Here is a 26,062-nt window from a genome sequence, read left to right on the forward strand (position 1 = left end):
AAGACCATCCTCGGGTTATCCAGCGGTCATCGCCTTCTTGCCGTAGACGCGCTCCATCATCGCGGTGTCCCCATGCATCAGGGCACGGATGGTCTTGCCGTTGCGGACGGTGAATACGTCGGCGTCCCTTCCGGTCTCACCACCGGCTGACACCTCGGTGAGCGCGACGACCGTGTCACCCTCGGCGAACAGGTCGATGAGCTTCACCGCCAGAGATTTCTCGGCCAACCGGCCAAGGTATTCCAGCACTTCCGTCTTGCCGTGAAACGTGCCGCTGACCGCGCTCTCGCCAGGCTGGACCCATTCGACGTCGTCGTCGAACATGCTCATCACCGTCTCGACGTCACCCGTCGCGAAGGCTGCATAGCCCTTCTTGATGAGCTCCTTGTTTTCTGACTCGGACACTTTCGGACCCCCTTCTAGTGCATCCGGTATTGCGGCCGCGAGAGATCCGCCGGGTCCGGGGAGCCGTAGCTTCGGCGGCCCGACCGACCGTTCGCCGTACCTACGAGTGTCAACCTCATTTAGTCGCGAATTAGAGCATTTCGCAGTTTTTGGTTCAATTTGGCCTCGGATGCTTTGGCCCTGATCGCTGACGCGTCAGGTGGCCGGACGGCGATGAGAGAAGAGCGCTGTGTGCTCAACACTCGGTTGCGCCGCCCCATCGCCTGACGATGTGCGAACGCAACCCAGTCCAATGCCCACCGCTTGCGGGCGCATACCCAGGGCTGATCCACCTGCAAACACAACGGGCGATAGAAAGATTGACGTGTGCTCCCCCGGGTGGACTCGAACCACCAACCCTTCGGTTAACAGCCGAATGCTCTGCCAATTGAGCTACAGGGGACTGGCCTGGCCGCGCGTTCAACCGCGGACCGAGGGTTGACTTTAGCGTACGTGCGGGTCGGGCCGCCAATACTCTCCCGGCCCGGCACACACCCCGCGCGGTGAGGCAGGATGGACACTGTCACACCGTCGTTTGGAGGGGGCTTCGTGTTCCGGTATGTCGCCGTAATGGCAGTCGGCTACGTGTTGGGTACGAAGGCGGGCCGTCGCCGCTATGAGCAGATCTCGGGCACGTATCGCGCCGTCACCGAGAGCCCGGCCGCCAAGGCCGTGATCACGGCCGGACGCCGAAAGATCGCGAATCGGGTCTCGCCGGACCCGGAGATGGTGACTCTGACGCCGATCGACGGCGAAACCGCAGTGCTGAAGCCGAAGGCCCCGGCGGCCGACAATCGCTAGTTGATGCCGCGGTTGAACGTCTGACCCGGCAGCAGTCCGCCGTTTTGATAATTGTTGGGTCCGTAGATGCCCCACGGCGTGCCGATATTGGTTCCATTGCCGTTCGAGTAGCCCAGGCAGTGGCCGTCTTCCTGGTTGCCAAACCAGGCGAGGCACTCTCCGCCGGGGGCGGCCTGCACGCTCTGGGGCGCAGAAGTCGAAAGCGCGGTCGCGGCGATCACCGGTCCGGCCGCCGCGGCAACCGCGAAAGCGCTGAGGACGATCACCTGACGAGTCTTTTTCGAAGCCACAATTGCCTTTCGCGGGTGGGCCGAGGGCCGTTACACCATAACTTGTGCGGACGGCTCACGCAGTAAGGTCGTCACCACTGGCCTGTTCCAACAGGCTGCGGCGATAGGCCTCCATCGCGACCAGGTCACCGAACAGCGCGTGGTACTCGTCGCCCTGCTCCACCGGTGACATGCGCTGCAGCTTGGATTTCACCTCGGCGATCTGACGGCCGACCGCGACCTCCTGCAGGCGAGCGAGCACCCCGCTGATGTAGCGCGGCAGCCTCTCGTCGTCCTCAACGCTGATCGATTCCACGCCGAGCTCGTACACCAGGCTGGCCGCGGCATCCGAGCCGGTCTGCTGGCGGACCGCGTCGATCCATTCCGCGCCCGACGCGCCGGCAGTTGTGCCGCCCGCCGCCGCGATGGCTGCCCGCACGGCGGTGTATCCGGGGTGGGTGAAGCTCTCCGGAGTCAACGCATCGAATACCGGACCAGCCAACGCCGCGTATTGCAGAGCCGACTTCAGAGCCTCCCGCTGCGGCCACAGCGTCGGATCGCGCGGATCGGGTCGCGCCAGCACCGACGGCGAGGCCGCCGATGAGGCCCTGGCCCGCGTCGGCGCCGATGCCTGCTTGCCGCCGCCCTTCGACTGGTCCCGCACCCTGCTCACCACTTGGGCGACGTCGTTCCAGCCCACCCAGCCGGCCAGCTGGCGCGCGTATTCGTCGCGCAGCGTCGGATCCTTGATCCGGGCGACCATCGGCGCGCATCGGCGCAGCGCGGTGACCCGACCCTCGGCGTTCTCCAGGTCGTGCTCGGCAAGCTCGGTGCGGATCGCGAACTCGAACAACGGAGTTCGGCGCGCCACCAGGTCACGCAGCTCTCCGTCTCCCGACTTCAGCCGCAGATCGCACGGATCCATGCCGTCGGCCGCCACCGCGACGAAGGACTGCCCGGCTAGATTTTGTTCACCGCCGAACGCCTTCACCGCCGCCGCGCGTCCGGCAGCGTCACCGTCGAACACATAGATCAGTTCGCCGCGAAAGAAGTTGTCGTCCATCATGAGTCGCCGCAACATCGCAAGGTGCTCGTCGCCGAACGCGGTCCCACACGATGCGACCGCGGTGGTCACCCCGGCCAGATGCATCGCCATCACGTCGGTGTAGCCCTCGACGACGACCGCCTGGTGCGCCTTGGCGATATCCCGCTTGGCGTGGTCGAGGCCGAACAGCACGGACGACTTCTTGTACAGCACGGTTTCGGGTGTGTTGACGTACTTGGCCTGGTTCTGGTCGTCGTCGAACAGCCTGCGGGCACCGAACCCGATGACCTCTCCGCTGGACACCCGAATGGGCCACAGCAGCCGCCGGTGGAAACGGTCCATCGGCCCGCGCTTGCCCTCGCGCGACAATCCAGCCGTTTCCAGCTCCTTGAACTCAAAACCCTTGCGCAGCAGGTGCTTCGTCAAGGTATCCCAGCCCGATGGGGCGAAGCCGCAGCCGAAGTGCGCTGCCGACTCCGCATCGAAGTTGCGGTCACGCAGGTATTCACGCGCGGGCGCCGCCTCATCCGACTTGAGCGCCTCGGCATAGAACTCCTGCGCGGCGGCGTTGGCGGCGATCAGTCGGCTGCGACTGCCCCGGTCACGCTGAACGCTGGTCGCCGCGCCGGTGTAGGTGACGGTGAAGCCGACGCGGTCGGCGAGAAGTTCGACCGCCTCGACGAACGTGACGTGCTCGATCTTCTGAACGAACGCGTAGACGTCGCCGCCCTCACCGCAGCCGAAACAGTGGAAGTGGCCGTGGTTGGGTCGCACATGAAAGGACGGGGACTTCTCGTCGTGAAACGGGCACAGGCCCTTCAGCGAGTCGGCTCCTGCGCGGCGCAGCTGGACGTAATCGCCGACCACATCTTCGATGCGAACGCGTTCACGGATGGCCGCGATATCGCGATCAGGGATACGGCCGGCCACCGAATCAGTCTAGAGCGGGTTCCAGCCGCTCCAATCGGCCTTCGGTGAACGACGCGATCTGGTCGACGACCACCCGCAGGCGCCCTCCGTCGTCGTCGGCGGCATTGAAGGCCGGCACGAAGATCGGGTCGAGCGTGGCGGGTGCGCCGACCAACAACCACTCCGCGACGCGGTGAATCCGGTCACGCTGACGCGCCTGCAGGTCCAGGTGTCGCGGATCGGACATGATGAACTGCAGCGCCAGCACCTTCAGCACTGCGACCTCCGCGCGCACCAGCGCGGGCACCCGCAATTCGGCGGCGTAGCGGACCAGCGGTCCCGGGCCTGCCTCAGCCCTGGTGGCGGCGATAGCGGCCGATGCGAACCGCCCGACCAGCTCGCTGGTCAGCTTCTTCAACTCGACCGACGCGGCGAGCGTGGAGTCGTATTTGCCGACTGCGGCGACCACCGGCAGCTCGGAGAGCCGCACGGCCGCCGACACCAGGTCGGCGGCCGACAGCCCGCCGCCCATTCCATGCGACTCCCCCAGCCGGCCCAGCTCGGCAGCGGCGTCGTCATCGGCAAGTACGCGCATGTCGATCCGGCCCGACACCACCCCATCCTCGACGTCGTGGACCGAGTACGCCACATCGTCGGCCCAGTCCATCACCTGAGCCTCCAGGCAGGGCCGTCGGTGCGGCGCTCCGTCCCGCATCCAGTCGGCGGCGGCCATGTCGTCGGAGTAGAAGCCGAACTTGCTGCGCTGCGGATCCCGCTGCCACGGATATTTCGTGACGGCGTCCAGCGCCGCCCGGGTGAGGTTCAAACCAGCGCTACGGTCCTGCGAATCAAGGACTTTGGGCTCCAGGCGGGTGAGGATTCGAAAGTTCTGGGCATTGCCTTCGAATCCGCCGTGTGCATCGGAAAATTCGTCGAGCGCGCGCTCACCGTTGTGCCCGTACGGCGGATGCCCGATGTCGTGCGCGAGCCCGGCCATGTCGACGAGGTCTGGGTCGCAGCCGAGCCCGATCGCCATCCCGCGGCCGATCTGCGCGACCTCCAACGAATGCGTCAGCCGGGTGCGCGGGGTGTCGCTCTGACGCGGCCCGACCACCTGCGTCTTATCGGCGAGCCGACGCAACGCCGCGCAGTGCAGGACCCGGGCCCGGTCGCGGGCGAAGTCGGTGCGGTGTTCGGACTCCGTGCCCGGCAAAGCGGCACCCTTCGGCGGCTCGACCACCAGGCGCTGCCGGTCGAACTCGTCGTATGCGTCGCTGTTCATCACCACCGACGCACAGTCTGCCAGGACACTTCGCCGGTACCGACGGTCCCGGCGTGCCAGCGCACTACATTGACGAGCATGCGCATCGCCCGCCTGCTCAGCCTGGTCCTCGCGATTCTGGCCGCCGGGGTCCTGGTGGCGCCGACCGCGGGCAGCACACCGCCGTTCCGGCTGCCCGGCTACGTCACCGACGCCTCGAGGGTGCTGCGCGGCGCGCAGATCGACGAGGTCGAGCAGACCGTCGACAAGCTTTACACCGACCGCCGGGTGCGGCTGTGGGTGGTATATGTCGACAGCTTCGACAGCCTAGGAGCTGTGGCCTGGGCCGAAAGGACAAGGCGAACCAGCGACTTGGGCGTTGCCGACGCCATTCTTGCGATCGCCACCCGTGACCGCTCCTATGCGTTTCTGGTGCCGACGGAAATCGTCAGCGACTCCGCTTCCAACGATATTCGCCGCAACGCGGTCGAGCCCAAACTACGCGAAAACGACTGGGCCGGAGCAGCCGTCGCGGCGGCAGAAGGACTGAACTCGGCGAGCGCGCCGGGACCCGGAGTCTCGGGGTTCGGCGTACTCGTCGCGGTGGCCATCCTCGTCGTCCTCGTGTTGTTGCTGTGGTGGTGGACCCGCCGGCGGCGACGCAAGCGCCGTGAAGCCGAGTTCGCCGCGGCGCGGCGCGTCGATCCGTCTGATCCCAATGCGCTGGCCGCCGTCCCCATCGACGCGCTCGACGACCTGTCCAAATCGATCGTCGTGGAGGTCGACAACGCGGTGCGCACGAGCGATAACGAACTCGCCTTGGCCGTCGAGGAATTCGGCGACAAGGACACGGCGCCGTTCAGCAAGGCTGTCCTTGACGCGAAAACGACACTGGCGCAAGCATTCAACGTACGTCAGATCCTCGACGACGCCGTTCCGGAGACTCCCGCGCAGCGGCGTGACCTGCTGACGCGGGTACTCGTGGCGGCGGCCAAGGCCGACCGAGAACTCGACTCCCAGCGGGAAGCATTCGCGCAGCTGCGCGACCTGGTCATCAACGCGCCCACCCGGCTGGATGCGATGACCCAACAGATGGTCGACCTGACGGCGCGCCTGGAACCATCGCAGCAGGCGCTTACCGCGTTGCACAACCAATTCGCCGATACCGCACTGGCTTCGGTGGCCGGCAACGTCGATACGGCCAAGCAGCGACTGGCCTTCGCCGAGCAGAACATCACCAGCGCGCGGAGCCTGCTCGCCCGTCCGGCAGATCGCCAGGGTGGGCTCGTCGATGCCATCCGCGCGGCGGAGTCGTCGCTCGGTCAGGCGCGCATGCTGCTGGACGCGGTGGACACCGCCGCGACAGACATCAACCGCGCGATCGCCACACTTCCGGCCGCGATCGCCGACATTCAGAACGGCATCAATGCCGCGGGAGACCAACTGGCTCGGGGGGACATCGCGCAGGCCGACAAGCTCAACGCCGCAAGGGATGTGGCGGTCAAGGCCGTCGCCGACGCGCAGAGCGCGGGCACCGCTGATCCGCTGGGGGCGTTCACCAAACTGACCCAAGCCGACGCCGAGCTGGACCGGTTGCTGGCGGGCGTCGCAGAGGAGCGTAAGGCGGCCGAGCGGCTCAACCGCGCATACGATCAGGCGCTCTTCGCTGCGCAGTCGAGGGTCCGCGCCGTATCGGACTTCATCGACGTCCGCCGCGGGAGTATTGGCCCGGAGGCGCGCACGCGGCTCGCCGAGGCGGTGCGCCAATTGCAGGCCGCGCAGGACAAGCAGCAGAGCAATCTCAACGAGGCGATCGCGCACGCGAACGGTGCGGCGATGCTGGCGTCGCAGGCGCAGTCGATGGCCACCTCCGACGCTGCGGCCGCGCAGCGCGCATACACCGGGCGATACGGCAGTACCGGCGGGTCCAACATGGGCGCGGTGCTCGGCGGCATCATCCTGGGAAACATCCTCAGCGGCGGGATGGGCGGCGGCATCGGCGGCAGCATGGGCGGCGGCTGGAGCTCGACCTCATACGGTGGGTCCGGCTCCGGCGGCGGACTCGGCGGCGGCGGTGGCCGCTTCTAGTGGTCGGGCTCCCCTCGCGAGCAGACGCAAAAGTTCCCTTTTCGAGAGCTTTCCGAGTACATATGCGTCTGCTCGCGGGAAGAAGTCAGCCGCCTTTGAGCCGCACGGCCAGGTAGTCCGACACGGCGTCGAGCCCAACCCTCTCCTGCGACATCGCGTCTCGATCGCGAATCGTCACGGCCTGGTCGTCCAGTGTGTCGAAGTCGACGGTCACGCAGAACGGCGTGCCGATCTCGTCCTGTCGGCGGTAGCGCCTGCCGATCGCACCAGCGTCGTCGAACTCAACGTTCCACGACTTGCGCAGCTCGGCGGCGAGGTCACGCGCCTTGGGCGACAGGTCCTCGTTTCGCGACAGCGGCAGCACCGCCGCCTTGACCGGGGCCAGCCGCGGGTCGAGCCGCAGCACCGTGCGTTTGTCGACGCCGCCCTTGGCGTTCGGCGCCTCGTCCTCGGCGTAGGCGTCGACGAGAAACGCCATGAACGACCGGGTCAGGCCGGCGGCCGGCTCGATCACGTATGGCACGTATCTGGTGTCGGTGGCCTGGTCGTAGAAGGATAGGTCGACACCGGAATGCTTTGAGTGCGTTGACAAGTCGAAGTTGGTGCGATTCGCGACACCTTCCAGCTCACCCCACGGGTTGCCCTGGAAGCCGAACTTGTACTCGATATCGACGGTGCGGTCCGAGTAGTGCGACAACTTCTCCTTCGGATGCTCGTACAGCCGAAGGTTGTCGCGCTCGATGCCGAGATCGACGTACCACGAAAGCCTGGTGTCGATCCAGTACTGGTGCCATTCGGCGGCGGTGTCCGGCTCGACGAAGAACTCCATCTCCATCTGCTCGAACTCTCGGGTGCGGAAGATGAAGTTGCCCGGCGTGATCTCGTTGCGGAAACTCTTGCCGATCTGGCCGATGCCGAACGGCGGCTTCTTCCGTGACGTCGTGACGACATTGGCGAAGTTGACGAAGATGCCCTGTGCGGTCTCCGGCCGCAGATAGTGCAGCCCGTCCTCGGTCTCGATCGGGCCGAGGTAGGTCTTGAGCATCATGTTGAAGTCGCGTGGCTCGGTCCACTGACCCTTGGTGCCGCAGTCCGGGCAGGCGATCTCCGCCATCGAGACGGATTCGGGGTCGTCGATACCCTTCTTTTCCGCGTACGCCTCCTGCAAGTGGTCTTGGCGATGGCGCTTGTGACAGTTCAGGCACTCCACCAGTGGGTCGTTGAACACCTCGACGTGTCCAGACGCCACCCACACCTCGCGCGGCAGGATGATCGCGCTGTCAAGGCCGACGACGTCGTCGCGACTGGTGACCACGGATCGCCACCACTGCCGCTTGATGTTCTCCTTGAGCTCGACACCCAAAGGGCCGTAATCCCAAGCAGACTTGGTGCCGCCGTAGATCTCGCCGGACTGGTAGACAAGACCACGGCGCTTGGCCAGGTTTGCAACGGTGTCGATGATGGACGCCACGGGTCAACAGCGTAACGATGCGGTTGTGGCGGGAGTTACCCGCACTTCGCCGCAACAACCGATACCGACGCGACGCCGTTGACATGCGCAACCACGCATGTATCGTGGCGGACATAATGAAAACGGTTTCCACCTTCTCCTCGGGGCTGGCGCCGGACACCGACGACCGCCACCAGCACAGCGACGCGCCGCTGCCGGACCTGCCTCGGCGGGAGGTCCTCGACACTGCAGGCGATCTGCTGCGTGCACTGGCCGCACCCGTACGAATCGCGATCGTCCTGCAATTGCACGAGTCGTCGCGCTGCGTGCACGAACTCGTCGACGCGCTCGGCGTGCCGCAGCCGCTGGTGAGCCAGCACCTTCGCATCCTCAAGGCGGCAGGCGTCGTGGCAGGTGAACGGTCGGGCCGCGAGGTTCTCTACCGCCTCGTCGACCACCACCTGGTGCACATTGTGGTCGCCGCCGTGACACATGCCGCTGAGGACAGCGAGTGAGCTCCGCCGCGCCGGGCGTGCGCGCCACCAAGCAGCGCGCGGCGATCTCGGCACTGCTCGAGAAACTGGACGACTTCCGCTCAGCCCAGGACCTGCACGACGAGCTGCGTCGCCGCGGCGAGGGCATCGGCCTGACCACCGTGTACCGCACCCTGCAGTCGATGGCCACGGCGGGTTTGGTCGACACCTTGCGCACCGACACCGGAGAGTCGGTGTACCGGCGCTGCTCCGAGCATCACCATCACCACCTGGTGTGCCGGGTGTGTGGCTGCACGGTTGAGGTGCAGGGTGGAAACGTAGAGACGTGGGCGGCCGACGTCGCACGCGAGCACGGCTTCTCCGACGTCAGCCACACGATCGAGATCTTCGGCGTGTGCGGCGGCTGCGCCCCGGAAAACTAGGCGTCGCCGATCAACGTCTGGCGTACATCGACGCCGGTGCTGAGCACCATCATGAGCAGCGTCTGCAACGCCTCGTCGGTCAACCCGGCGGCCGGGAAGTTGTAGCGCAGGGTGACGTCCGCGCTGCCACCGCCTGCCACCTGCTCGGCGAGCGACACCGTCCCCAGCACGGTGTCGTGTGCGAGCCGGCCGACTTTGTCGCGAATGTCGTTGTCCAACCGCAGATCCCACGCCAGAATCTGAGTCAGCGACACCATCTCGAGGCCCTTGGCGATCGCCACCACCCGCAGCGAGGCGAACGTATGGTCATGGTGGACGGTGAGCGCGCCGTCGTCTTCTTCCTCGAACGGCCACACCCCTTCGACGACGCCCCGCAGCCGATCGGCGAGTTCCATCAGGCCCTGCCGAATCTACGATTGCGGTTCACGTACTCCACGCACGCATCCCACAGATCGCGTCGGTCGTAGTCCGGCCACAGCTTGTCCTGGAAGACGAATTCGGCGTAGGCCGCCTGCCACAACAGAAAGTTGCTCGCGCGCTGCTCCCCCGACGTCCTGATGAACAGGTCGACGTCGGGGATGTCGGAGCGGTGCAGATGTTTGGCGAACATGGCCTCGCTGATCCGGTTCGCATTGATTTTTCCGTCAACGGCCTCCTGCGCGAGTTCACGTGTAGCCTCGACGATTTCGGTGCGACCACCATAGTTCACGCAGTAGTTGATGGTGATGACGTCGTTGCCGACGGTCATCTGCTCGGCGATGTCGAATTCCTTGATGACGCTGCGCCACATCCGGGGACGCGAGCCCACCCAGCGCATCCGCACGCCCATGTCGTTGAGGTTCTCCCGCCTGCGCCGGACGACCTCGCGGTTGAACCCCATCAGAAAGCGGACCTCTTCGGTGCTGCGCTTCCAGTTCTCGGTCGAGAAAGCGTAGACCGTCAGATGCTTGATGCCTATTTCGATGGCGCCGCAAGTGATGTCGATGAGGACCGCCTCACCCATCTTGTGGCCCTCGGTGCGATGCAGCCCCCGCTGGGTGGCCCATCGGCCGTTGCCGTCCATGACGACCGCCACGTGCGCAGGGACCTGGTCGGCCGGAATCTGGGGCGCGGCGGCCTTGGAAGTGTGCTGGGGCGGGCGAGCGAACCTCCCGTTGCTGTGCGCGGGCAACGGCGGAAAGACGACCGGCCAGTTCGTCTTGTCCGGAAACGTCGGGTAGTCCTCAGGCGCCGGAGGCAGCTGTGGGTACGTGGTCTTGGCCGCCCGTTTCATCGCCACGGATGACATCCTGCCCGAACAGCGAGATGCGGTGCTCGGCGACCGCGCGATCGACCCGGTACACGCGTTCGACCAGCGGCAATGTCCGGAGCTGACGCTCGAGGTGCCACTGCAGGTGTGCGGCCACCAGCCCGCTGGCCTGGGTACGGTGCGACGGTTGGGACGCCTCGGCGGTTTCCCAGTCGCCGTCATGGAGCGCCGACATCAAATCGATCACGGCCTGAGGCGGCGTCGCCGAGCCCGACGGCCTGCAGTGCATGCACACGCTGCCTCCCGCGGCGATGTGAAACGCCCGGTGCGGGCCTGCAGCAGCGCAGCGGGCGCACTCGGTGAGCGAGGGCGCCCATCCGGCGATTCCCATGGCGCGCAGCAGATAAGCGTCCAGCACGAGTTCCCACGGACGGCCACCGTCGGCCACCGCCCGCAGCGCACCGACCGTCAGCCGGTGCAGCGCGGGCACCGGAGCGCGTTCCTCCCCTGCCAGCCGTTCTGCGGTTTCCAGCACGGCGCACGCGCAGGTGTAGCGGCCGTAGTCGCTGACGATGTCGGCGGCAAACGCGTCGATGGCCTGGACCTGGGTGACGATGTCGAGATTGCGGCCTGGGTGCAGTTGAACGTCGATATGGGCGAACGGCTCCAGCCGGGAACCGAACTTGCTACGGGTGCGCCGGACCCCCTTGGCCACGGCACGGACCAACCCGTGCTCACGGGTGAGCAGGGTGACGATCCGGTCGGCCTCGCCGAGCTTGTGCTGGCGAAGCACCACGGCCCGATCCCGATACAGGCGCATCGGACTAGTTTCGCACCGTGTTCGGACAGGGGCGGGAGGCAGCGCCGGGATATTCTCGACTCTGATGGCCCAGCCTGCCCTGCCCACCCTGACGGGCCTGCAATATCGGCTGGCAAGCGGCCGCGTGACATCGGTTGAGCTGGTGCGCCAGTCGCTGGCCGCCATCGAGGCCAGCCAACCGACACTCAACGCCTTCCGCGTCGTGCTGCGGAAGCAGGCACTTGTCGACGCCGCACGGGCCGACCGCAGGCGCGCCGCCGGGCAGCAGGGCCCATTGCTCGGGATCCCGATAGCGGTCAAAGACGACGTCGACGTCGCGGGCGTGCCGACGATGTTCGGCGCGGCGGGCCGGGTGCACCTTGCGACGGCCGACGCCGAGGTGGTGCGGAGGCTGCGTACCGCGGGGGCGGTGATCGTTGGCAAGACGAATACCTGCGAGCTGGGCCAGTGGCCGTTCACCAGTGGGCCCGCCTTCGGCCATACGCGAAATCCGTGGTCACGCAACCACACCCCGGGTGGTTCATCGGGCGGCAGTGCAGCGGCTGTGGCAGCGGGACTGGTCACCGCCGCGATCGGGTCCGACGGGGCGGGCAGTGTCCGGATTCCCGCGGCGTGGACGCATCTGGTCGGCATCAAGCCGCAACGAGGCCGGATCTCGACGTGGCCGCTGCCGGAGGCGTTCAACGGCATCACGGTCAACGGCGTGCTGGCCCGCACCGTCACCGACGCGGCATTGCTGCTGGACGCGGCGTCGGGCAATGTCGACGGGGACCGCCACAAGCCACCCCCGATACAGGCCGCTGAGGCGGTCGGCCGTGCACCGGGCCCACTGAAGGTCGCGCTGTCGACGAAGTTTCCGTTCAACGTCTTCCGGCCCAAGCTGGACCCCGAGATCCGGTCCGCACTGCACACCGTGGGCGAGCAGCTCACCGACCTGGGACACACCATCGTCGCGGCCGACCCCGACTACAAGGTCGGGATGTCGTGGAACTTTTTGGCCCGCTCCACGTCGGGGCTGTTGGACTGGGCGGACCGCCTCGGGCCCGGCGTCGAACTGGACCCGCGCACCGTCGAGAACCTTCGGACTGGACGGCTGCTGTCGGAGAACGTGCTTCGCAAGGCCCGCGCGAAGGAAGCTGCCGCCCAGCGCCGCGTCGGCTACATCTTCAACCTCGTCGACGTGATCTTGGCGCCGACGACTGCGCTGCCGCCGCCGACGGTGCACCACTTCGACAAGCGCGGCGGGTTCTCCACCGATCGCGCGATGATTCGTGCCTGCCCCGCGACGTGGCCCTGGAACCTGCTGGGGTGGCCGTCGATCAACGTCCCCGCCGGCTTCACCCCTCAGGGATTACCGATCGGCGTGCAATTAATGGGTCCGGCCGACAGCGAGCCACTGCTGATCTCGCTTGCCGCCGAGCTGGAGGCGGTAAACGGCTGGGTGACCAAGCAGCCCGAGCCGTGGTGGACCGAACCCGTCCGAGACGGCGGAAGCGGCGTTTCGGCGTAAGGTGCCACGACGTGGACATATGGCGTTGGGCAGGCGTGTCGTCGGTCGTCGTCGGATTGTGTGCCGCGATCGCAGGCACGCCCACCGCGGCCGCCGACAACAAGCGGCTCAACGGGCGGTGTCGTCGCCAATGTCTACACGATCCAGCACCAGCACGGGTGCGGCAACGACGTGAAGATCAACCCGGCGCTGCAGTTGGCCGCGCAGTGGCACACCGACGACGTGTTGAACAACCGGTCGCTCGACGGCGACATCGGGTCGGACGGGTCGACACCGCAGGCGCGGGCCGATGCCGCCGGCTACAAGGGCATCGTGACCCAGACCGTCGCAATCAACCCGGCACTGGCGATCAACGGCGTCGAGATCATGAACCAGTGGTACTACCGGCCCGACTACATGGCGATCATGTCGAACTGCTGCCAACACCCAGATGGGCGTGTGGTCGGCGAACTCGTTGGACCGCTCGGTCGTCGTCGCGGTCTACGGCCAGCCCGCCTAGCGATTTCGGCGCGCTGACATGCGCTCAGCGTCGATAAGCGCGCCCAAATCGCCTAGAAGCCGAGTCGCCCGAGCTGTTTGGGGTCGCGCTGCCAGTTCTTGGCGATCTTGACGCGAAGGTCCAGATACACCTTGGTGCCGAGCAGCTTCTCGATCTGTGTGCGCGCGGCCGTTCCGACCTCGCGCAGCCTCGCCCCGCCCTTGCCGATGACGATGCCCTTCTGGCTGTCCCGCTCGACGAAAAGGATGGCGTGCACGTCGATCAGGTCGTCACGGCCTTCGCGTGGACTGACTTCCTCGATGACCACGGCCAGCGAGTGCGGCAGCTCGTCGCGGACGCCTTCCAGTGCGGCTTCCCGAATCAGCTCGGCCATCAGCACTTCTTCCGGCTCGTCTGTCAGCTCACCCTCTGGATAGAACGCGGGTCCAGGCGGAAGCTGGTCCACCAGCACGCCGATCAGCACGTCGACCTGCTCACCCGTCGTCGCCGACACCGGCACGATCTCGGTGTCCTGGCCGACCAGCTCGCTGGCGGCAATCAGTTGCGCGGCCAACCGCTCCTTGGGCACCCTGTCGATCTTGGTGACGATCGCGACCAGGGTGGTCCTGGGTGCCACGGCGCGGATCTGTTCGTGGATCCACCGGTCGCCAGGTCCGATCGACTCGTCGGCCGGGATGCACAACCCGATGACGTCGACCTCCGAATAGGTATTCCGGACAAGCTCGTTGAGTCGCTTGCCCAGCAGTGTTCTCGGCCGGTGCAGGCCGGGGGTGTCGACGAGGACGATCTGGAAGTCCTCGCGGTGCACGATCCCGCGAATGGTGTGCCGCGTCGTCTGCGGACGGTTCGACGTGATCGCCACCTTGGCGCCGACGAGAGCGTTCGTCAACGTCGACTTGCCCGTATTGGGTCTGCCGACGAAACAGACGAAGCCGGAACGGAACTCGCTCATGTCTTCTCGAGACTGCTGGGAGATCGCGATGAACGCCGATGCGGCGTTCTGTGTGCAGTCTCGGCGATCACAGCAGCGCGCCCGATCGGTCGGTGACGATGATCTTCGCGTCACCCGACAGTTGGTGGACGGCGGCAATACCGGCGTCGTCAGCGGTCCCGCCGACCAGTACAGCCGCCTCCAGCTCGGTCGCACCGCTCGATACGGCGGCGGCCACCGCGGCCTGCAGAGCGGTCAGCGTCAAAGCGTCGAGACCGACCGGCGCTCCCGCGTAGGTGCGGCCATCCTGATCGCGCACGGCAGCGCCGCTGCCTGCCTCGGCACGGCCCATCGCACCGCGAGCGAGCGTCACCAGCTTGGCGTCTTCTGCGTCGAGATCAGTCATCGTCACCCTCCTGCTCAGGCTCCGTCGGGCTGACGAGAACGGTGCCGATCCGCACCCGGCCGCGATGGTCACGGCCGCCCTCGGCACGCAATTGCAGTCCGTCCCAGGTCACTTCGGCGCCAGGGAGAGGTACGCGGCCGAGCTCGAGGGCCAGCAGGCCGCCGACGGTGTCCACGTCGAGGTTCTCGTCGACCTCGATGTGATACAGCTCGCTGAGGTCCTCGATGGGTAGCCGGGCCGACACCCGATAGCGCTTGTCTCCTAATTCCTCCACCGGCGCGACCTCGTCAGTGTCGTACTCGTCGGCGATCTCGCCGACGATCTCCTCGAGCACGTCCTCGATGGTGACCAAGCCGGCGATCGCACCGTATTCGTCGACGAGCAGAGCCATGTGGTTGCGGTCGCGCTGCATCTCACGCAGCAGCGCGTCCAGCGGTTTGGAGTCGGGTACGAAAACCGGGGGACGCATCACCGCCGAGACGTTGGTGTCGCGCCCGCCGTTTTTCGAGTAGTAGGTGCGTTCGACGAGATCCTTGAGATAGACGACGCCGACGACGTCGTCAACGTTCTCCCCGATCACCGGGATGCGGGAATGCCCGCTGCGGACCGCGAGCGAGGTCGCCTGGCCCGCGGTCTTGTCGTTTTCGATCCAGACCATCTCGGTGCGCGGCACCATGACCTCGCGAGCCGGGGTGTCGCCGAGCTCGAACACCGACTGGATCATCCGCCGCTCGTCGTCGGCCACCACGCCGCTCTGCTGAGCAAGGTCGACGACCTCTCGCAGTTCGATCTCCGACGCGAACGGTCCGTTGCGAAACCCGCGACCGGGTGTCAGTGCATTACCGATCAGCACAAGCAGCCGGCTGATCGGGGTCAACAGAATCGAAATCGCTTGCAAGGGAACCGCCGAGCCCAACGCGATCGTGTAGGCATTCTGCCTGCCGAGTGTGCGTGGGCCCACCCCGATCAACACGAAGCTGATCACCACCATGATCGCCGCCGCCGCGATCAGGCCCCAATCCAGGCCGAGGTGCTCATAGAGAAAGTCGACCAGCAGCGCGGTCGCGGTGATCTCGCACGCGATACGCAGTAGCACAACAAGATTGATGTAACGCGGCCGTTCGTTGATCACGCGCGCCAACCGAACCGCACCCGGGCGCTCGTCGCGCACCATCTCTTCGACGCGGGCGATCGATACCGTGCTGATCGCGGCGTCGATCGCGGCGAACAAGCCACCGAAACCGATCAGCGCGATCGCGCCGATCAGCGAGCCTATGCCGGTCACAGCTCGTCGAAGTAACGAGACTTGTCCAGCAGCCGACGATCCTTCTCGATCTGCCGGTCCTGGTGATAGGCCTCGACCTGGGCGGCCACCCACTCCTCGAGCAGTTGGCGTTGCAGTGTGAACATCTCCTTCTCTTCGTCGGGTTCGGCGTGGTCGTACCCGAGCAGATGCAGGACCCCGTGCACGGTCAGCAGCGCCAACTCCTGACCGAGCGTGTGCCCGGCCTTGGTGGCCTGGTCTGCGGCGAACTGCGGGCACAGCACGATATCGCCGAGCATCGACGGCCCCGGCTCCGGCGCATCGGGTCGACCACCGGGCTCCAGCTCGTCCATCGGGAAGCTCATGACGTCCGTCGGGCCCGGCAGATCCATCCACCGCATGTGCAGATCGGCCATCGCGGCGCTGTCGAGCAACACCATCGAAAGCTCTGCTGCGGGATGAACTTTCATCTTCTTGATGACGAAACGGGCAACGCTGACGAGCTCTTCTTCGGAGACGTCGAGGCCCGACTCGTTGGAAACCTCAATACTCATGGACTATCGCCGCGGCCGGTTGCCCGAGGCGCGTCGCTGCGCGCGGTTCGCCAACCCGGGCTCTTCGGATCTGGCGTATGCGTCGACGATCTCGGACACCAGCCGATGCCGCACGACGTCGGCGCTGGTGAGTTCAGCGAAATGGATGTCCTCGACTCCGTCGAGAATGCCCACCGCCGCACGCAGCCCGGAATTGGCGCCGCCGGGCAGGTCCATCTGCGTGATATCGCCCGTGACAACCATTTTGGACCCGAACCCGAGGCGAGTCAGGAACATCTTCATCTGCTCGCCGGTGGTGTTCTGTGCTTCGTCGAGAATGATGAACGCATTCGAAAGCGTTCTGCCCCGCATGTAAGCCAGCGGTGCGACTTCGATGATGCCTGCGCTCATCAGCTTCGGGATCAGCTCCGGATCCATCATGTCGTGCAGGGCATCGTAGAGCGGGCGTAGGTACGGGTCGATCTTCTCGGAAAGCGTGCCGGGCAGAAAGCCAAGGCGTTCACCGGCTTCCACCGCAGGACGGGTGAGGATGATCCGGGACACCTCCTTGGTCTGCAGCGCGCGGACTGCCTTGGCCATCGCCAGATACGTCTTGCCGGTGCCGGCGGGCCCGATACCGAACACGATGGTATGCGCGTCGATCGCATCGACATATCGCTTCTGGTTCAGCGTCTTCGGCCGGATCGTCTTGCCACGCCGGGACAAGATGTCGAGGGTGAGCACCTCGGCGGGCGACTCCCCCTCGCTGCCCGTCAGCATCGCGACGCTGTGCCGGACCACCTCCGGGGTCAGCGGCTGGCCGCTAGCGGCGATCGCGATCAGCTCGGAGATCACTCGCTCGGCCAATGCGACATCCGCGGGCTCGCCGGTCAGGGTGAGCGCGTTGCCGCGGGCATGGATGTCGGCCGCCAGGATGCTCTCCAATGCGCGCAGATTCTCATCGGCGGAGCCGAGCAGGCCCACGATGAGGTCGGGCGGAACATTGATGCTGCTGCGGACGGGTGTATCCGCGTCAGCGTTGGTTTCGCTGGGCGTCACGTGGGGTTTTCTGCCTGCTTTCTGGGTTCTTAGCTATCTCGTTGGTGACGGATACCCAGTTTACCGCCGCAAACCGACCCGCCGGAAATGTTTAACCTGCGACGACGTCCTCCAGGGCCGCCACCGTCGGGGCCTGCGGTGGTCAATCCCACCGGGGCGTCAATGCGCCCAGCGCGCCCAGTGCGACCGCCGCCGCTGTCGACGTCCTCAGCACCGTCGGCCCCAGCCTCACTGCCTGAGCCCCGGCTGCAGACAGTGCGGCGATTTCGTCGTCGGTGATCCCGCCTTCCGGTCCGATCACCAACATCAACGAATCCGACTGCGCGAGAGACAGTTTCGTCAGTGGCTCGGCAGCAGACTCGTGCAGTGCCAGCACCCTCGCTCCGCGGGAAACCGCCGCCCGGACATCGGCCAGCAACGCGTCGGTGGTCGCCACGCCGGTCACCGACGGGATGTGCGGCCTGCGCGACTGACGGGCGGCAGCGCGGACCACCGCACGCCATCGGCGCAGGCCCTTCTCGGCGCGGCCGCCGTCCCAGCGCGCCACGCAGCGCGCTGCCTGCCAGGCCACGAACGCGTCCGCGCCTGCCTCGGTGGCCAGTTCAATCGCCAGCTCAGAACGGTCGGACTTGGGAATCGCCTGGATGACGGTTACGGTCGGCGCCCCGGGCTCGACGGTCCAGCGCTTCAGTACGCGAGCCGTCAGCCTGGCCTTGCCGACGTCCTCGATCACACAATGCGCCATCGTGCCTGCGCCGTCCCCCAGGTCGAGCTCTTCACCGGACCTGATCCGTCGCACGTTCGCGGCGTGGAACCCCTCGTCACCGTCGAGAACTGCCGGCTCGCCGACTTGGGGCACGTTGTCGACGTAGAAGAGGGCCGGCACAGCGCTCATGTCCGGTCAGCGACCGGTGAAGGTCTCGCGCAACCTGCTGAACAGCCCGCCACCTGCGCTGTTCGACTGGGTGGATTTCACCTCGGCGGTATCGCGGCTGCGGTGCTCTTTCAGCTTGCGCAGCAACTCGATGTCGTCATGATCGAGCCGCGAGGGGACCACCACGTCGATGTGGGCGTGCAGGTCGCCGCGCACCCCGGACCGCAGATGCGGCATGCCGCGACCGCGCAGCGTGGTCACTGAGCCGGGCTGGGTTCCCGCGGCGATGGTGATATCGATGGGGCCGTCCAAAATTGCGTCGACGGCCACCGAGGTGCCAAGGGCGGCGTCGACCATCGGCACCGAGACTGTGCAGTGCAGGTCGTCGCCGTCACGGACAAAGGTGTCGTGCTGCTGTTCGTGGACCTCGACGTACAGATCGCCCGCGGGGCCGCCGCCGGGGCCGACCTCGCCTTGGGCGGCCAGCCGGACGCGCATCCCGTCCCCGACCCCTGCCGGGATCTTGACGCTGATCTCGCGCCTGGCCCGCACCCGGCCGTCGCCGCCGCAGCGGTTGCAGGGGTCCAGGATGACCTCGCCGACTCCGCCGCAGACCGGACACGGCCGCGACGTCATCACCTGGCCCAGCAGCGAGCGCTGGACCGTCTGGATTTCGCCTTGGCCGCCGCACGTGTCGCAGGTGGTCGGTGTGGACTTGCCATGGGTGCCCTTGCCTTGGCACAGGTCGCACAAAACGGCCGTGTCGACCGTGACCTGTTTGGTGACACCGGTCGCGCATTCTTCGAGATCCAGTCGCATCCGCAGCAGCGAGTCGGCGCCGGGCCGGACCCTTCCGATCGGTCCTCGGGCCGTTTGGCCGCCGCCGAAGAAGGCCTCGAACACATCGCCGAGCCCGCCGAAGCCGCCGAAGCCGTTGCCCGCGGCACCCGCGCTCTCGTGCGGATCGCCGCCGAGGTCGACGATGCGCCGCTTCTCCGGATCGCTGAGCACCTCGTAGGCGACGCTGATCTCCTGGAACCGCGCCTGCGCCTGCTGGTCCGGGTTGACGTCCGGATGCAGTTCACGGGCCAGCTTGCGGTAGGCGCGCTTGATCTCCGAATCACTTGCGCCCTTGCTCACCCCGAGCAGGCCGTAATAGTCGCGTGCCACTCCCTGACCTTTCTTACCGCTGACGCGGTGCTAGCGGTTGCCTAAGACTTCGCCGATGTAGAGGGCAACCGCGGCGACGTTGGCGATAGTTCCCGGATAGTCCATCCGAGTCGGTCCCAGCACCCCCATGCCGCCGTAGACAGTTCCCATTCTGCCGTAAGCCGTCGTGACCACGGACGTGCCGTGCATCTCCTCGGCTTCCGTCTCGTGTCCGATACGTACGGTGACCTTGCCCGCCTCCTGCTGTGCGGCCAGCAGCCTCAACACCACGACCTGCTCCTCGAGCGCCTCGAGCACCGAGCGCAGGGAGCCGCCGAAGTCGGCCGTGTTGCGGGTGAGGTTGGCGGTGCCGCCCAGCAGCAGCCTCTCCTCGGTGTGTTCGACGAGCGACTCCAGCAGCACCGTCGCCGACCGGCCGATCGCGTCTCCGAGGCCGCCCCGGCCGTCCATGTGGACGGCCAGGTCCGAGACCGCTACCGACGCAGCCGACAGCCGCTTGCCCTCCAACGCCTGGCCGAGCATCTCGCGCAGCTGGCCGACCTGGTGATCGTCGATGGTGTCGCCGAGCTCGACCATGCGCTGGTCGACGCGGCCGGAGTCGGTGATCACCACGAGCAGCAGCCGCGCGGGCGTCAACGCCACGACCTCGAGATGACGGACCGTCGAGGTGGACAGCGTCGGGTACTGAACGATCGCGACCTGGCGGGTCAGCTGTGCCAGCAGCCGGACCGCACGGCGCAACACGTCGTCGAGGTCGACGCCGGACTCGAGGAACTTCAGAATGGCCGATCGCTCCGGCGTCGACAACGGCTTGATGTCTTCAAGCCGGTCCACGAACTCGCGGTAGCCCTTCTCGGTCGGCACCCGGCCAGAGCTGGTGTGGGGCTGGGCGATGTAGCCCTCGGCCTCGAGAACTGCCATATCGTTGCGCACGGTCGCGCTCGACACTCCTAGGTTGTGCCGCTCGACGAGGCTCTTCGAGCCGATCGGCTCCTTCGTCGACACGAAGTCGGCAACGATCGCGCGCAACACTTCGAACCGACGGTCATCGGCACTGCCCATGGTGTTCACCTCCCGATCGTTTCCATTTTACGGTGATCAGCAGGGGCTATGCCTCATCGCGGTCCGGCCGCGATGTTCCCATGGCGGATCGGCCGGTTGGGACTAGCCTCTGATCATGGTGAAGCCGTCGCCACGCGGAACGAGTCGAGGGATGCCGGGCAGGTGATCTTCAAGGGTGTGCTCGATGGCAAGCCGTATCCCCACCACGGGCTGACGTATCGACAGTGGTCGCAGATTCCGCCACGGCAGATCCGCCTCGACGAGCTGGTGACAACGACGACCGTGCTGCAGCTGGACCGCCTGCTTTCGGAGGACTCGACGTTCTACGGGGACCTGTTCCCGCATGCCGTGCGGTGGCGAGGGGTGACCTACCTCGAGGATGGGCTGCACCGCGCAGTCCGGGCCGCGCTGCGTAATCGGACAGTGCTGCATGCCCGGGTATTCGACATGGACACCCCCTTCGCAGAGCAGAAGTAGCCCTACTTGCAGCTGGCAGGAATAGAGCGACTGCGGCTGGCGGGAGGGTCAGATAGGCGTCAGCATTGACGACTTCACACGCCGGGGCGGCGATTCTATGACTCATGGTGACAGCGCAACCCAGGGTGACCAACCGGGAGACAGCCGAATTAGTTAGCGGCCCTCGTGCGGCCGTGAAGTATGCGGTCGAGGCGATCGGCACCTTCTTCTTGGTATTCACCGTCGGCGCGACTGTCGGCAGTGCCAGCCCGTTCGCCCCACTGGCGATCGGTGCGGCCCTGATGGTCATGATCTATGCCGGCGGACACATATCCGGTGGGCATTACAACCCCGCTGTGACGTTGGCCGTCCTGGTTCGGCATCGGATTGGGCTGCGTGATGCTGTCGCGTACTGGGTCGTGCAGTTCGGTGCCGGACTACTCGCGGCGGCCGTAGTGCGGACGATCATTGACCCGGCGCGGAAACCGACCGCGGCAGCCGTGATGCTGAGCGGTCACATCCTGACCGCGGCGTTCGTGGTGGAGCTGTTGTTCACCTTCGCACTCTGCTACGTGGTGCTCAACGTCGCCACCAGCAAGGATCACTCGGACAACTCATTCTATGGCCTGGCGATCGGATTCACAGTCGTGGCAGGCGCGTTCGCAGTCGGAGCTATCTCAGGAGGCGCGTTCAACCCGGCGGTGGCACTCGGCGCCGCCGTTATGGGCTTGTTCGCCTGGCCGACGTTATGGGCGTACTTGCTGGCTCAGGTAGTGGCCGGGATAGCTGCCGGGGTCAGCTTCCTTGCACTGAACCCCGACGACAAGTGAGCGAGCTATGAACAATCAATCTGATGCCAAGGTGATGCAACCCGACATTCCGGTGATCCCACGGATCTCTCCACACGACCCGATGGTCGCGCGCTCGAGGGTAGGCCTGGCAGGCCTCCCGACGATCGTTGCCATCGGCCCATTTGACGACCGCGCACACGCCGAACAACTGGCCGCTGCCTTCACCATGGTGCGGCGCCGCTGCCAAGTTCAGCTCGTCCTCCTTGGGACCGGGATACAGCGCGCCACCATTATGCGAAGGACTCTGGCACAGGGTGTTCGGACCAGCGTGCACGTGGAAAGGGATCTCACCGGGGAGCGTTGGGCAGACCTGATCGCCGCTGCGGATGTCGTCGTGCCGAGCGTCGTCGCGGGCCCGATCACATTGCTGGACGTATTGGCCGCAGGCAGACCCGTTGTCGCGCCGGGGGCTCCAGCCGCCGTGCAGCTCGTTGTTCCGACCAGCGTGGGACTGATCTACCGGCCAGGCGATGTGCCCGCGATGGCGAGGGCGCTCCTACGTCTCCTGGCTAGTCCTGCACTACGTACTGGAATGGGCTGTCGCGCAATTGAAGTCGCCCGTCGACACCATCTGCAACGGACGGCGCTGCAGCAGGGCCGACAGGAAATTGATCATGCGTAGCTTCGCTGCACGGCTAATCGAATGGATCGCTGGAATCCTCGATCGCTATCTGGTCACAGTCCCAGATGTGGATGTGTGAGAAACAGTGGCTAAGCCAAATTCGCTCAGGTTCTGCCGAGGCATTGACCATCCTGCTGGCATCGCGCTGATTCTGACGGGTGGATTATCGATTAAGCCGCAGAGCTCGACGATATCAGCTGACAGGCATCCCGGCAGCGGTGCTGGCCTGGGAGATGGATTGGCGCCAGCACTGACGACATCAACAACGGTGGCCGCGAAGGTAGAAGCCATGGTCACGGCTGACACGGGCGCAATCCCTAGCGGCCCAAGCACTGTCACGACGGCGCGCGGCCCGCGGCCGAGCGTGAAGTACGCGTTCGAGGCCGTCGGGACGTTCTTGCTGGTCCTCACTGTCGGCGCAGCGGTGGAAAGCGGCAGCCCGTTGGCCGTTCTAGGCATCGGCGCGGTGCTGATCGCGATGGTCTATTCCGGCGGATACCAGTCCGGTGGGCACTACAACCCGGCTGTGACGTTGGCCGCGCTGGTTCGGCGTTGGATTGGTGTACACGAAGCCATCGCGTATTGGGTCGTGCAGTTCGGCGCCGGGCTGCTGGCGGCAGCCGTAGTTGGAACGATCGTCAAACCGATACGTGCGGCCGCAACGGCGGCGATCACGTTGACCGGTCACACTCTGGTGGCCGCGTTCGCGGTGGAGCTGTTGGTCGTCTTCGCGCTGTGCTACCTGGCCACCAGCGGGCACAACGGGGATGACTCGTCCTACGGCCTGGCGATCGGATTCACCACCGTGGTAGGCGCATTCGCGGTCGCTGTGATTTCGGGCGGCGCATTCAACCCCGTGGTGCCGCTCGGCGTGGCCGTGACGCTGTCGGTGTACCTGGTCGCCCAGGTTCTCGGTGGAATAACCGCCGGAATCACCCTCCTTGCGCTCAACCCGACGATGAGTACGCGCCCATCCAACAATGAAAGGCAAGACAATGACTGACGCTCAACCCAATCCGACGACAACGAATGCCGGTATCCCGGTCGAGAGCGATGAGCATTCCTTGACGATTGGTCCGGACGGGCCGATCCTGCTGCATGATCATTATCTTGTCGAGCAGCTGGCGCAGTTCAACCGCGAGCGGGTGCCCGAGCGCCAGCCACACGCCAAGGGTTCGGGTGCGTTCGGCCGGTTCGAGGTGACCCATGACGTCAGCGCGTACACCAAGGCGGCGGTGTTTCAGCCCGGCACCACCACTGAGACGGTGATTCGGTTTTCCACGGTGGCCGGTGAGCGCGGCAGCCCAGACACCTGGCGCGACCCGCGCGGATTCGCGTTGAAGTTCTACACCACCGAAGGCAACTACGACATCGTCGGCAACGACACCCCGGTGTTCTTCCTGCGCGACCCGATCAAGTTCCCCAGTTTCATCCGCTCCCAGAAGCGTCGCGCCGACAGCAACCTGCGCGACCACGACATGCAGTGGGACTTCTGGACCCTGTCGCCGGAATCGGCGCACCAGGTCACCTGGCTGATGGGAGATCGCGGCATCCCGCGCAGCTGGCGCTACATGAACCTCTACAGCGGACATACCTTCATGTGGGTCAACGCCGCCGGCGAGAAGGTGTGGGTGCGCTATCACTTCATCACCGATCAGGGCATCCAAAACCTGACCCAGGCCCAGGCCGACGCGCTGGTATCCAAAGACACCGACTACCACACCCGCGACCTGTTCGAGGCGATCAATCGCGGCGACCATCCGTCGTGGACGCTGAAGATGCAGATCATGCCGTTCGCCGATGCCAAAACCTACCGGTTCAACCCGTTCGACCTCACCAAGGTGTGGCCACACGGCGACTACCCGCTCATCGAGGTGGGAAAGCTGACGCTGGACCGCAATCCCACCGACAACCACAGCCAGATCGAACAGGGCGCCTGGTCGCCGTCCAACCTGGTACCCGGCATCAGTGCGAGCCCGGACAAAATGCTGCTGGGCCGGATGTTCGCCTACGCCGACGCGCAGCGCTATCGCATCGGCGCCAACTACAACCAACTGCCCGTCAACGCACCCAAGTGCCCGGTGCACAGCTACAGCACCGCCGGGCATATGCGCTACCAGTTGGCCGCCGATCCGGTGTATGCGCCCAACTCCAAGGGCGGACCCCAGGCCGACACCGAGCGCTACGGGCAGCCCGCCGGCTGGCACACCGACGGCGACATGGTGCGCACCGCCTACACACTGCGTTCCGACGACGATGACTGGGGCCAGGCCGGCACCCTGGTGCGCGAGGTCATGAACGACGCCGAACGCGACCGGTTGGTGGACAACATCGTCGGGCACCTACTCGACGGCGTGACCGAACCCGTCCTGCAACGCGCCTTCGAATACTTCCGCAACGTCGACCTCGATCTGGGCGAACGCGTCGAAAAGGGTGTCCGCGCCGGCTCAGTTGCGGATGCGAACCGATGACGGAAACTATCGCAGGAGTCACGGTCCCCGACACGGTTGTCGTCAAGGCAGCGACCGAACTGGTCCTTGATGCGGATGACGACCTGCTTTTCCACCACTCGCGGCGGGTATACCTCTGGGGCACAATCAAGTCCCGCCGACGTGGACATCGGCCCGACCCCGAACTCAGTTACGTCGGCGCGATGTTCCACGATCTCGGCTTGACGCCGAAATACCGCACCAAGCATCAGCGATTCGAAGTCGACGGTGCCGACATGGCACGGCTCTTCCTACTGGATCACGGCTACAGTCGTGCCGAAGCCCAGATGGTCTGGTTGTCGATCGCCCTTCATACGACTCCTGGTATCCCCGAACATCTTCCACCCGAGGTCCATCTAGTAACCCTCGGCGTGGAGACCGACGTACTCGGCCAGCAGATCTATGAGATCACCGACGAGCAACGCGCGGCTGTTACCGCCGCACACCCCCGCCCAGATTTCAAGAACCGTATCCAACGCGCGTTCTACGAGGGAATGAAAGAGCGGCCGGAGACCACGTTCGGCACGATGAACGACGACGTTCTCGCGCACTTCGATCCGAACTTCCGCCGGGAGGACTTCGTCAGCATCATCACGCAGTCAGCCTGGCCTGAGTGACTCGATACCTCACTCGCTGTCGAGTGGGATCGTAACGTCCAGTGACGTTCCATTCCCGGCTCGGCTCGTAACCGTGAAACTGCCGCCGAGAGCCTCGGCTCGGTCTTTGAGCCCGATCAGTCCTGACCCCTTGCCCAAGTCGGCCCCCCCGACTCCGTCGTCGCGAATCGAGAGATAGAGGTCGTCATCCCCGGAACGTGCGCACACTTCCACTTGCGACGCGCGGGCATGCTTGGCGGCGTTGGTCAGCCCCTCGGCCACGACGTAATAGGCGCCGACTTCGACGGAGTCCGACAAACGTCGATCAATGGCGAGATCGAGGGCGACAGGAACGGTGGAGCGGCGGGCCAGCGTCTTGAGCGCGGGACCCAGTCCGCCCTTCGACAAGATCGCGGGATGAATTCCCCGCGAGATCTCTTGCAGATCGACTGATACGTCGGTCAACCCCGAAACAACGCGGGCCAGTT

The 26,062-nt window shown here is 65.8% G+C and carries 28 protein-coding genes, 1 tRNA gene and 1 pseudogene; 12 read left to right on the top strand and 18 right to left on the bottom strand.

Translation table 11 applies throughout. The features are described 5' to 3' along the window. Positions 1 to 15: 15 nt before the first annotated feature. Both QOJ24_RS27960 and QOJ24_RS27965 read right to left on the bottom strand, forming a co-directional pair. The gene (locus QOJ24_RS27960) at positions 16 to 405 is read right to left on the bottom strand and encodes a nuclear transport factor 2 family protein (RefSeq protein WP_526266986.1); all 390 of its coding nucleotides are present in this window, start codon (positions 403 to 405) and stop codon (positions 16 to 18) included. 369 nt (positions 406 to 774) lie between these two features. After that, positions 775 to 847: transfer RNA gene (locus QOJ24_RS27965), tRNA-Asn, on the bottom strand. Between the two features lie 146 nt (positions 848 to 993). Between QOJ24_RS27965 and QOJ24_RS27970 the strand changes: the two genes are divergently transcribed. Next, positions 994 to 1,245, top strand: coding sequence for a hypothetical protein (locus QOJ24_RS27970; protein WP_526267024.1), 252 nt, complete (start codon positions 994 to 996; stop codon positions 1,243 to 1,245). Here the strand turns inward: QOJ24_RS27970 and QOJ24_RS27975 are convergent. The 3 genes from QOJ24_RS27975 to QOJ24_RS27985 all read right to left on the bottom strand — a co-directional run bounded on the left by QOJ24_RS27975 (position 1,242) and on the right by QOJ24_RS27985 (position 4,750). Further along, positions 1,242 to 1,511, bottom strand: coding sequence for a DUF7155 family protein (locus tag QOJ24_RS27975; RefSeq protein ID WP_526266988.1), 270 nt, complete (start codon positions 1,509 to 1,511; stop codon positions 1,242 to 1,244). The two genes, QOJ24_RS27970 and QOJ24_RS27975, sit on opposite strands and share 4 nt — an antisense overlap. Positions 1,512 to 1,590: 79 nt before the next feature. Continuing rightward, positions 1,591 to 3,489 (bottom strand): DNA primase, encoded by a 1,899-nt coding sequence (gene dnaG / locus QOJ24_RS27980; RefSeq protein ID WP_526266989.1) that lies wholly within the window; start codon positions 3,487 to 3,489, stop codon positions 1,591 to 1,593. Positions 3,490 to 3,493: 4 nt separating this feature from the next. Then, positions 3,494 to 4,750 (bottom strand): deoxyguanosinetriphosphate triphosphohydrolase, encoded by a 1,257-nt coding sequence (locus QOJ24_RS27985; RefSeq protein ID WP_526267025.1) that lies wholly within the window; start codon positions 4,748 to 4,750, stop codon positions 3,494 to 3,496. Between the two features lie 78 nt (positions 4,751 to 4,828). Between QOJ24_RS27985 and QOJ24_RS27990 the strand changes: the two genes are divergently transcribed. After that, positions 4,829 to 6,817, top strand: coding sequence for a TPM domain-containing protein (locus tag QOJ24_RS27990; protein ID WP_526266990.1), 1,989 nt, complete (start codon positions 4,829 to 4,831; stop codon positions 6,815 to 6,817). Positions 6,818 to 6,902: 85 nt separating this feature from the next. Here QOJ24_RS27990 and QOJ24_RS27995 read toward each other — a convergent pair whose 3' ends face one another. Then, a complete protein-coding gene (locus tag QOJ24_RS27995) occupies positions 6,903 to 8,288 on the bottom strand; it encodes a glycine--tRNA ligase (protein WP_526266992.1) in 1,386 nt (461 codons plus the stop codon). A gap of 116 nt (positions 8,289 to 8,404) precedes the next feature. Here QOJ24_RS27995 and QOJ24_RS28000 point away from each other — a divergent pair, with 116 nt between their 5' ends. Both QOJ24_RS28000 and QOJ24_RS28005 read left to right on the top strand, forming a co-directional pair. After that, positions 8,405 to 8,782: an ArsR/SmtB family transcription factor gene (locus tag QOJ24_RS28000; protein ID WP_526266993.1), complete on the top strand. Its 378-nt coding sequence runs from the start codon at positions 8,405 to 8,407 to the stop codon at positions 8,780 to 8,782. Then, a complete protein-coding gene (locus QOJ24_RS28005; protein WP_526266994.1) occupies positions 8,779 to 9,183 on the top strand; it encodes a Fur family transcriptional regulator in 405 nt (134 codons plus the stop codon). The genes QOJ24_RS28000 and QOJ24_RS28005 overlap by 4 nt, the downstream gene beginning before the upstream one ends. Here QOJ24_RS28005 and QOJ24_RS28010 read toward each other — a convergent pair. Genes QOJ24_RS28010 through recO form a run of 3 tightly spaced genes read right to left on the bottom strand, consistent with a single transcriptional unit; the run spans position 9,180 to position 11,252 of the window. After that, entirely contained in the window at positions 9,180 to 9,578 is a 399-nt protein-coding gene (locus QOJ24_RS28010) for a hypothetical protein (protein ID WP_526266995.1), read from the bottom strand. The genes QOJ24_RS28005 and QOJ24_RS28010 overlap by 4 nt on opposite strands. Beyond that, positions 9,578 to 10,456, bottom strand: a complete 879-nt coding sequence (locus QOJ24_RS28015; protein ID WP_526267027.1) for a decaprenyl diphosphate synthase — start codon at positions 10,454 to 10,456, stop codon at positions 9,578 to 9,580. Before QOJ24_RS28015 ends, QOJ24_RS28010 begins: the two co-directional genes overlap by 1 nt. Next, positions 10,407 to 11,252 (bottom strand): DNA repair protein RecO, encoded by an 846-nt coding sequence (recO, locus tag QOJ24_RS28020; protein ID WP_526266997.1) that lies wholly within the window; start codon positions 11,250 to 11,252, stop codon positions 10,407 to 10,409. Before recO ends, QOJ24_RS28015 begins: the two co-directional genes overlap by 50 nt. A gap of 64 nt (positions 11,253 to 11,316) precedes the next feature. Here recO and QOJ24_RS28025 point away from each other — a divergent pair, with 64 nt between their 5' ends. Beyond that, positions 11,317 to 12,762, top strand: a complete 1,446-nt coding sequence (locus QOJ24_RS28025; RefSeq protein ID WP_526266999.1) for an amidase — start codon at positions 11,317 to 11,319, stop codon at positions 12,760 to 12,762. A gap of 35 nt (positions 12,763 to 12,797) precedes the next feature. Further along, positions 12,798 to 13,255 (top strand): annotated as a pseudogene (locus tag QOJ24_RS28030) (CAP domain-containing protein); the annotation flags it as partial. Positions 13,256 to 13,313: 58 nt separating this feature from the next. On the opposite strand, the gene era reads toward QOJ24_RS28030, so the two are convergent. From era to hrcA, 8 genes are all read right to left on the bottom strand, one after another. Further along, positions 13,314 to 14,213, bottom strand: a complete 900-nt coding sequence (gene era / locus QOJ24_RS28035; protein WP_526267000.1) for a GTPase Era — start codon at positions 14,211 to 14,213, stop codon at positions 13,314 to 13,316. 67 nt (positions 14,214 to 14,280) lie between these two features. After that, positions 14,281 to 14,598 (bottom strand): cytidine deaminase-like protein, encoded by a 318-nt coding sequence (locus QOJ24_RS28040; RefSeq protein WP_526267001.1) that lies wholly within the window; start codon positions 14,596 to 14,598, stop codon positions 14,281 to 14,283. Next, a complete protein-coding gene (locus tag QOJ24_RS28045) occupies positions 14,591 to 15,883 on the bottom strand; it encodes a CNNM domain-containing protein (RefSeq protein ID WP_526267003.1) in 1,293 nt (430 codons plus the stop codon). Before QOJ24_RS28045 ends, QOJ24_RS28040 begins: the two co-directional genes overlap by 8 nt. Continuing rightward, on the bottom strand, positions 15,880 to 16,416 hold the full coding sequence (ybeY, locus tag QOJ24_RS28050; RefSeq protein ID WP_526267004.1) for an rRNA maturation RNase YbeY: 537 nt from the start codon (positions 16,414 to 16,416) through the stop codon (positions 15,880 to 15,882). The genes QOJ24_RS28045 and ybeY overlap by 4 nt, the downstream gene beginning before the upstream one ends. Positions 16,417 to 16,419: 3 nt before the next feature. Then, complete coding sequence (locus QOJ24_RS28055; protein ID WP_526267006.1) at positions 16,420 to 17,454, bottom strand: PhoH family protein; 1,035 nt, start codon at positions 17,452 to 17,454, stop codon at positions 16,420 to 16,422. 142 nt (positions 17,455 to 17,596) lie between these two features. Beyond that, the gene (locus QOJ24_RS28060) at positions 17,597 to 18,349 is read right to left on the bottom strand and encodes a 16S rRNA (uracil(1498)-N(3))-methyltransferase (protein WP_526267007.1); all 753 of its coding nucleotides are present in this window, start codon (positions 18,347 to 18,349) and stop codon (positions 17,597 to 17,599) included. 6 nt (positions 18,350 to 18,355) lie between these two features. Continuing rightward, the gene (gene dnaJ, locus QOJ24_RS28065) at positions 18,356 to 19,498 is read right to left on the bottom strand and encodes a molecular chaperone DnaJ (RefSeq protein ID WP_526267009.1); all 1,143 of its coding nucleotides are present in this window, start codon (positions 19,496 to 19,498) and stop codon (positions 18,356 to 18,358) included. A 30-nt stretch (positions 19,499 to 19,528) separates the two neighbouring features. Beyond that, positions 19,529 to 20,560 (bottom strand): heat-inducible transcriptional repressor HrcA, encoded by a 1,032-nt coding sequence (hrcA, locus tag QOJ24_RS28070; protein ID WP_526267011.1) that lies wholly within the window; start codon positions 20,558 to 20,560, stop codon positions 19,529 to 19,531. Between the two features lie 162 nt (positions 20,561 to 20,722). Here hrcA and QOJ24_RS28075 point away from each other — a divergent pair, with 162 nt between their 5' ends. The 6 genes from QOJ24_RS28075 (at position 20,723) to QOJ24_RS28100 (ending at position 25,595) form a co-directional block, all read left to right on the top strand. Beyond that, complete coding sequence (locus QOJ24_RS28075) at positions 20,723 to 21,037, top strand: type II toxin-antitoxin system VapB family antitoxin (protein ID WP_526267029.1); 315 nt, start codon at positions 20,723 to 20,725, stop codon at positions 21,035 to 21,037. Between the two features lie 104 nt (positions 21,038 to 21,141). Beyond that, positions 21,142 to 21,846 (top strand): MIP/aquaporin family protein, encoded by a 705-nt coding sequence (locus QOJ24_RS28080; protein ID WP_526267013.1) that lies wholly within the window; start codon positions 21,142 to 21,144, stop codon positions 21,844 to 21,846. Between the two features lie 7 nt (positions 21,847 to 21,853). Then, entirely contained in the window at positions 21,854 to 22,489 is a 636-nt protein-coding gene (locus QOJ24_RS28085) for a glycosyltransferase (protein ID WP_526267015.1), read from the top strand. 289 nt (positions 22,490 to 22,778) lie between these two features. Further along, positions 22,779 to 23,492, top strand: coding sequence for an aquaporin (locus QOJ24_RS28090; protein WP_526267016.1), 714 nt, complete (start codon positions 22,779 to 22,781; stop codon positions 23,490 to 23,492). Further along, positions 23,485 to 24,960: a catalase gene (locus tag QOJ24_RS28095; protein ID WP_526267017.1), complete on the top strand. Its 1,476-nt coding sequence runs from the start codon at positions 23,485 to 23,487 to the stop codon at positions 24,958 to 24,960. The genes QOJ24_RS28090 and QOJ24_RS28095 overlap by 8 nt, the downstream gene beginning before the upstream one ends. Further along, positions 24,957 to 25,595 carry an HD domain-containing protein gene (locus tag QOJ24_RS28100; RefSeq protein WP_526267018.1) on the top strand — a complete coding sequence of 213 codons (639 nt, stop codon included), beginning with the start codon at positions 24,957 to 24,959 and terminating at the stop codon, positions 25,593 to 25,595. Before QOJ24_RS28095 ends, QOJ24_RS28100 begins: the two co-directional genes overlap by 4 nt. Positions 25,596 to 25,604: 9 nt before the next feature. Here QOJ24_RS28100 and QOJ24_RS28105 read toward each other — a convergent pair. Further along, the coding region (locus tag QOJ24_RS28105; protein ID WP_526267020.1) for a sensor histidine kinase at positions 25,605 to 26,062 on the bottom strand (458 nt) is incomplete at its 5' end.

The organism is Mycobacterium sp. (assembly GCF_032159775.1).
Lineage (GTDB): Bacteria > Actinomycetota > Actinomycetes > Mycobacteriales > Mycobacteriaceae > Mycobacterium.

What these genes read in the sequence shown, in the direction of transcription:
- QOJ24_RS28085 (WP_526267015.1), top strand. Translation starts at nt 21,854, where the DNA reads ATGAACAATCAATCTGATGCCAAGGTGATGCAACCCGACATTCCGGTG.
- QOJ24_RS28095 (WP_526267017.1), top strand. Translation starts at nt 23,485, where the DNA reads ATGACTGACGCTCAACCCAATCCGACGACAACGAATGCCGGTATCCCG.
- QOJ24_RS28015 (WP_526267027.1), bottom strand. Translation starts at nt 10,456, where the DNA reads ATGAAACGGGCGGCCAAGACCACGTACCCACAGCTGCCTCCGGCGCCT.
- QOJ24_RS27990 (WP_526266990.1), top strand. Translation starts at nt 4,829, where the DNA reads ATGCGCATCGCCCGCCTGCTCAGCCTGGTCCTCGCGATTCTGGCCGCC.
- QOJ24_RS28080 (WP_526267013.1), top strand. Translation starts at nt 21,142, where the DNA reads ATGGTGACAGCGCAACCCAGGGTGACCAACCGGGAGACAGCCGAATTA.
- QOJ24_RS28090 (WP_526267016.1), top strand. Translation starts at nt 22,779, where the DNA reads ATGGTCACGGCTGACACGGGCGCAATCCCTAGCGGCCCAAGCACTGTC.
- QOJ24_RS28060 (WP_526267007.1), bottom strand. Translation starts at nt 18,349, where the DNA reads ATGAGCGCTGTGCCGGCCCTCTTCTACGTCGACAACGTGCCCCAAGTC.
- QOJ24_RS28100 (WP_526267018.1), top strand. Translation starts at nt 24,957, where the DNA reads ATGACGGAAACTATCGCAGGAGTCACGGTCCCCGACACGGTTGTCGTC.
- QOJ24_RS28025 (WP_526266999.1), top strand. Translation starts at nt 11,317, where the DNA reads ATGGCCCAGCCTGCCCTGCCCACCCTGACGGGCCTGCAATATCGGCTG.
- era (WP_526267000.1), bottom strand. Translation starts at nt 14,213, where the DNA reads ATGAGCGAGTTCCGTTCCGGCTTCGTCTGTTTCGTCGGCAGACCCAAT.
- ybeY (WP_526267004.1), bottom strand. Translation starts at nt 16,416, where the DNA reads ATGAGTATTGAGGTTTCCAACGAGTCGGGCCTCGACGTCTCCGAAGAA.
- QOJ24_RS28000 (WP_526266993.1), top strand. Translation starts at nt 8,405, where the DNA reads ATGAAAACGGTTTCCACCTTCTCCTCGGGGCTGGCGCCGGACACCGAC.
- hrcA (WP_526267011.1), bottom strand. Translation starts at nt 20,560, where the DNA reads ATGGGCAGTGCCGATGACCGTCGGTTCGAAGTGTTGCGCGCGATCGTT.
- QOJ24_RS28010 (WP_526266995.1), bottom strand. Translation starts at nt 9,578, where the DNA reads ATGGAACTCGCCGATCGGCTGCGGGGCGTCGTCGAAGGGGTGTGGCCG.
- QOJ24_RS27985 (WP_526267025.1), bottom strand. Translation starts at nt 4,750, where the DNA reads ATGAACAGCGACGCATACGACGAGTTCGACCGGCAGCGCCTGGTGGTC.
- QOJ24_RS28040 (WP_526267001.1), bottom strand. Translation starts at nt 14,598, where the DNA reads ATGACTGATCTCGACGCAGAAGACGCCAAGCTGGTGACGCTCGCTCGC.
- recO (WP_526266997.1), bottom strand. Translation starts at nt 11,252, where the DNA reads ATGCGCCTGTATCGGGATCGGGCCGTGGTGCTTCGCCAGCACAAGCTC.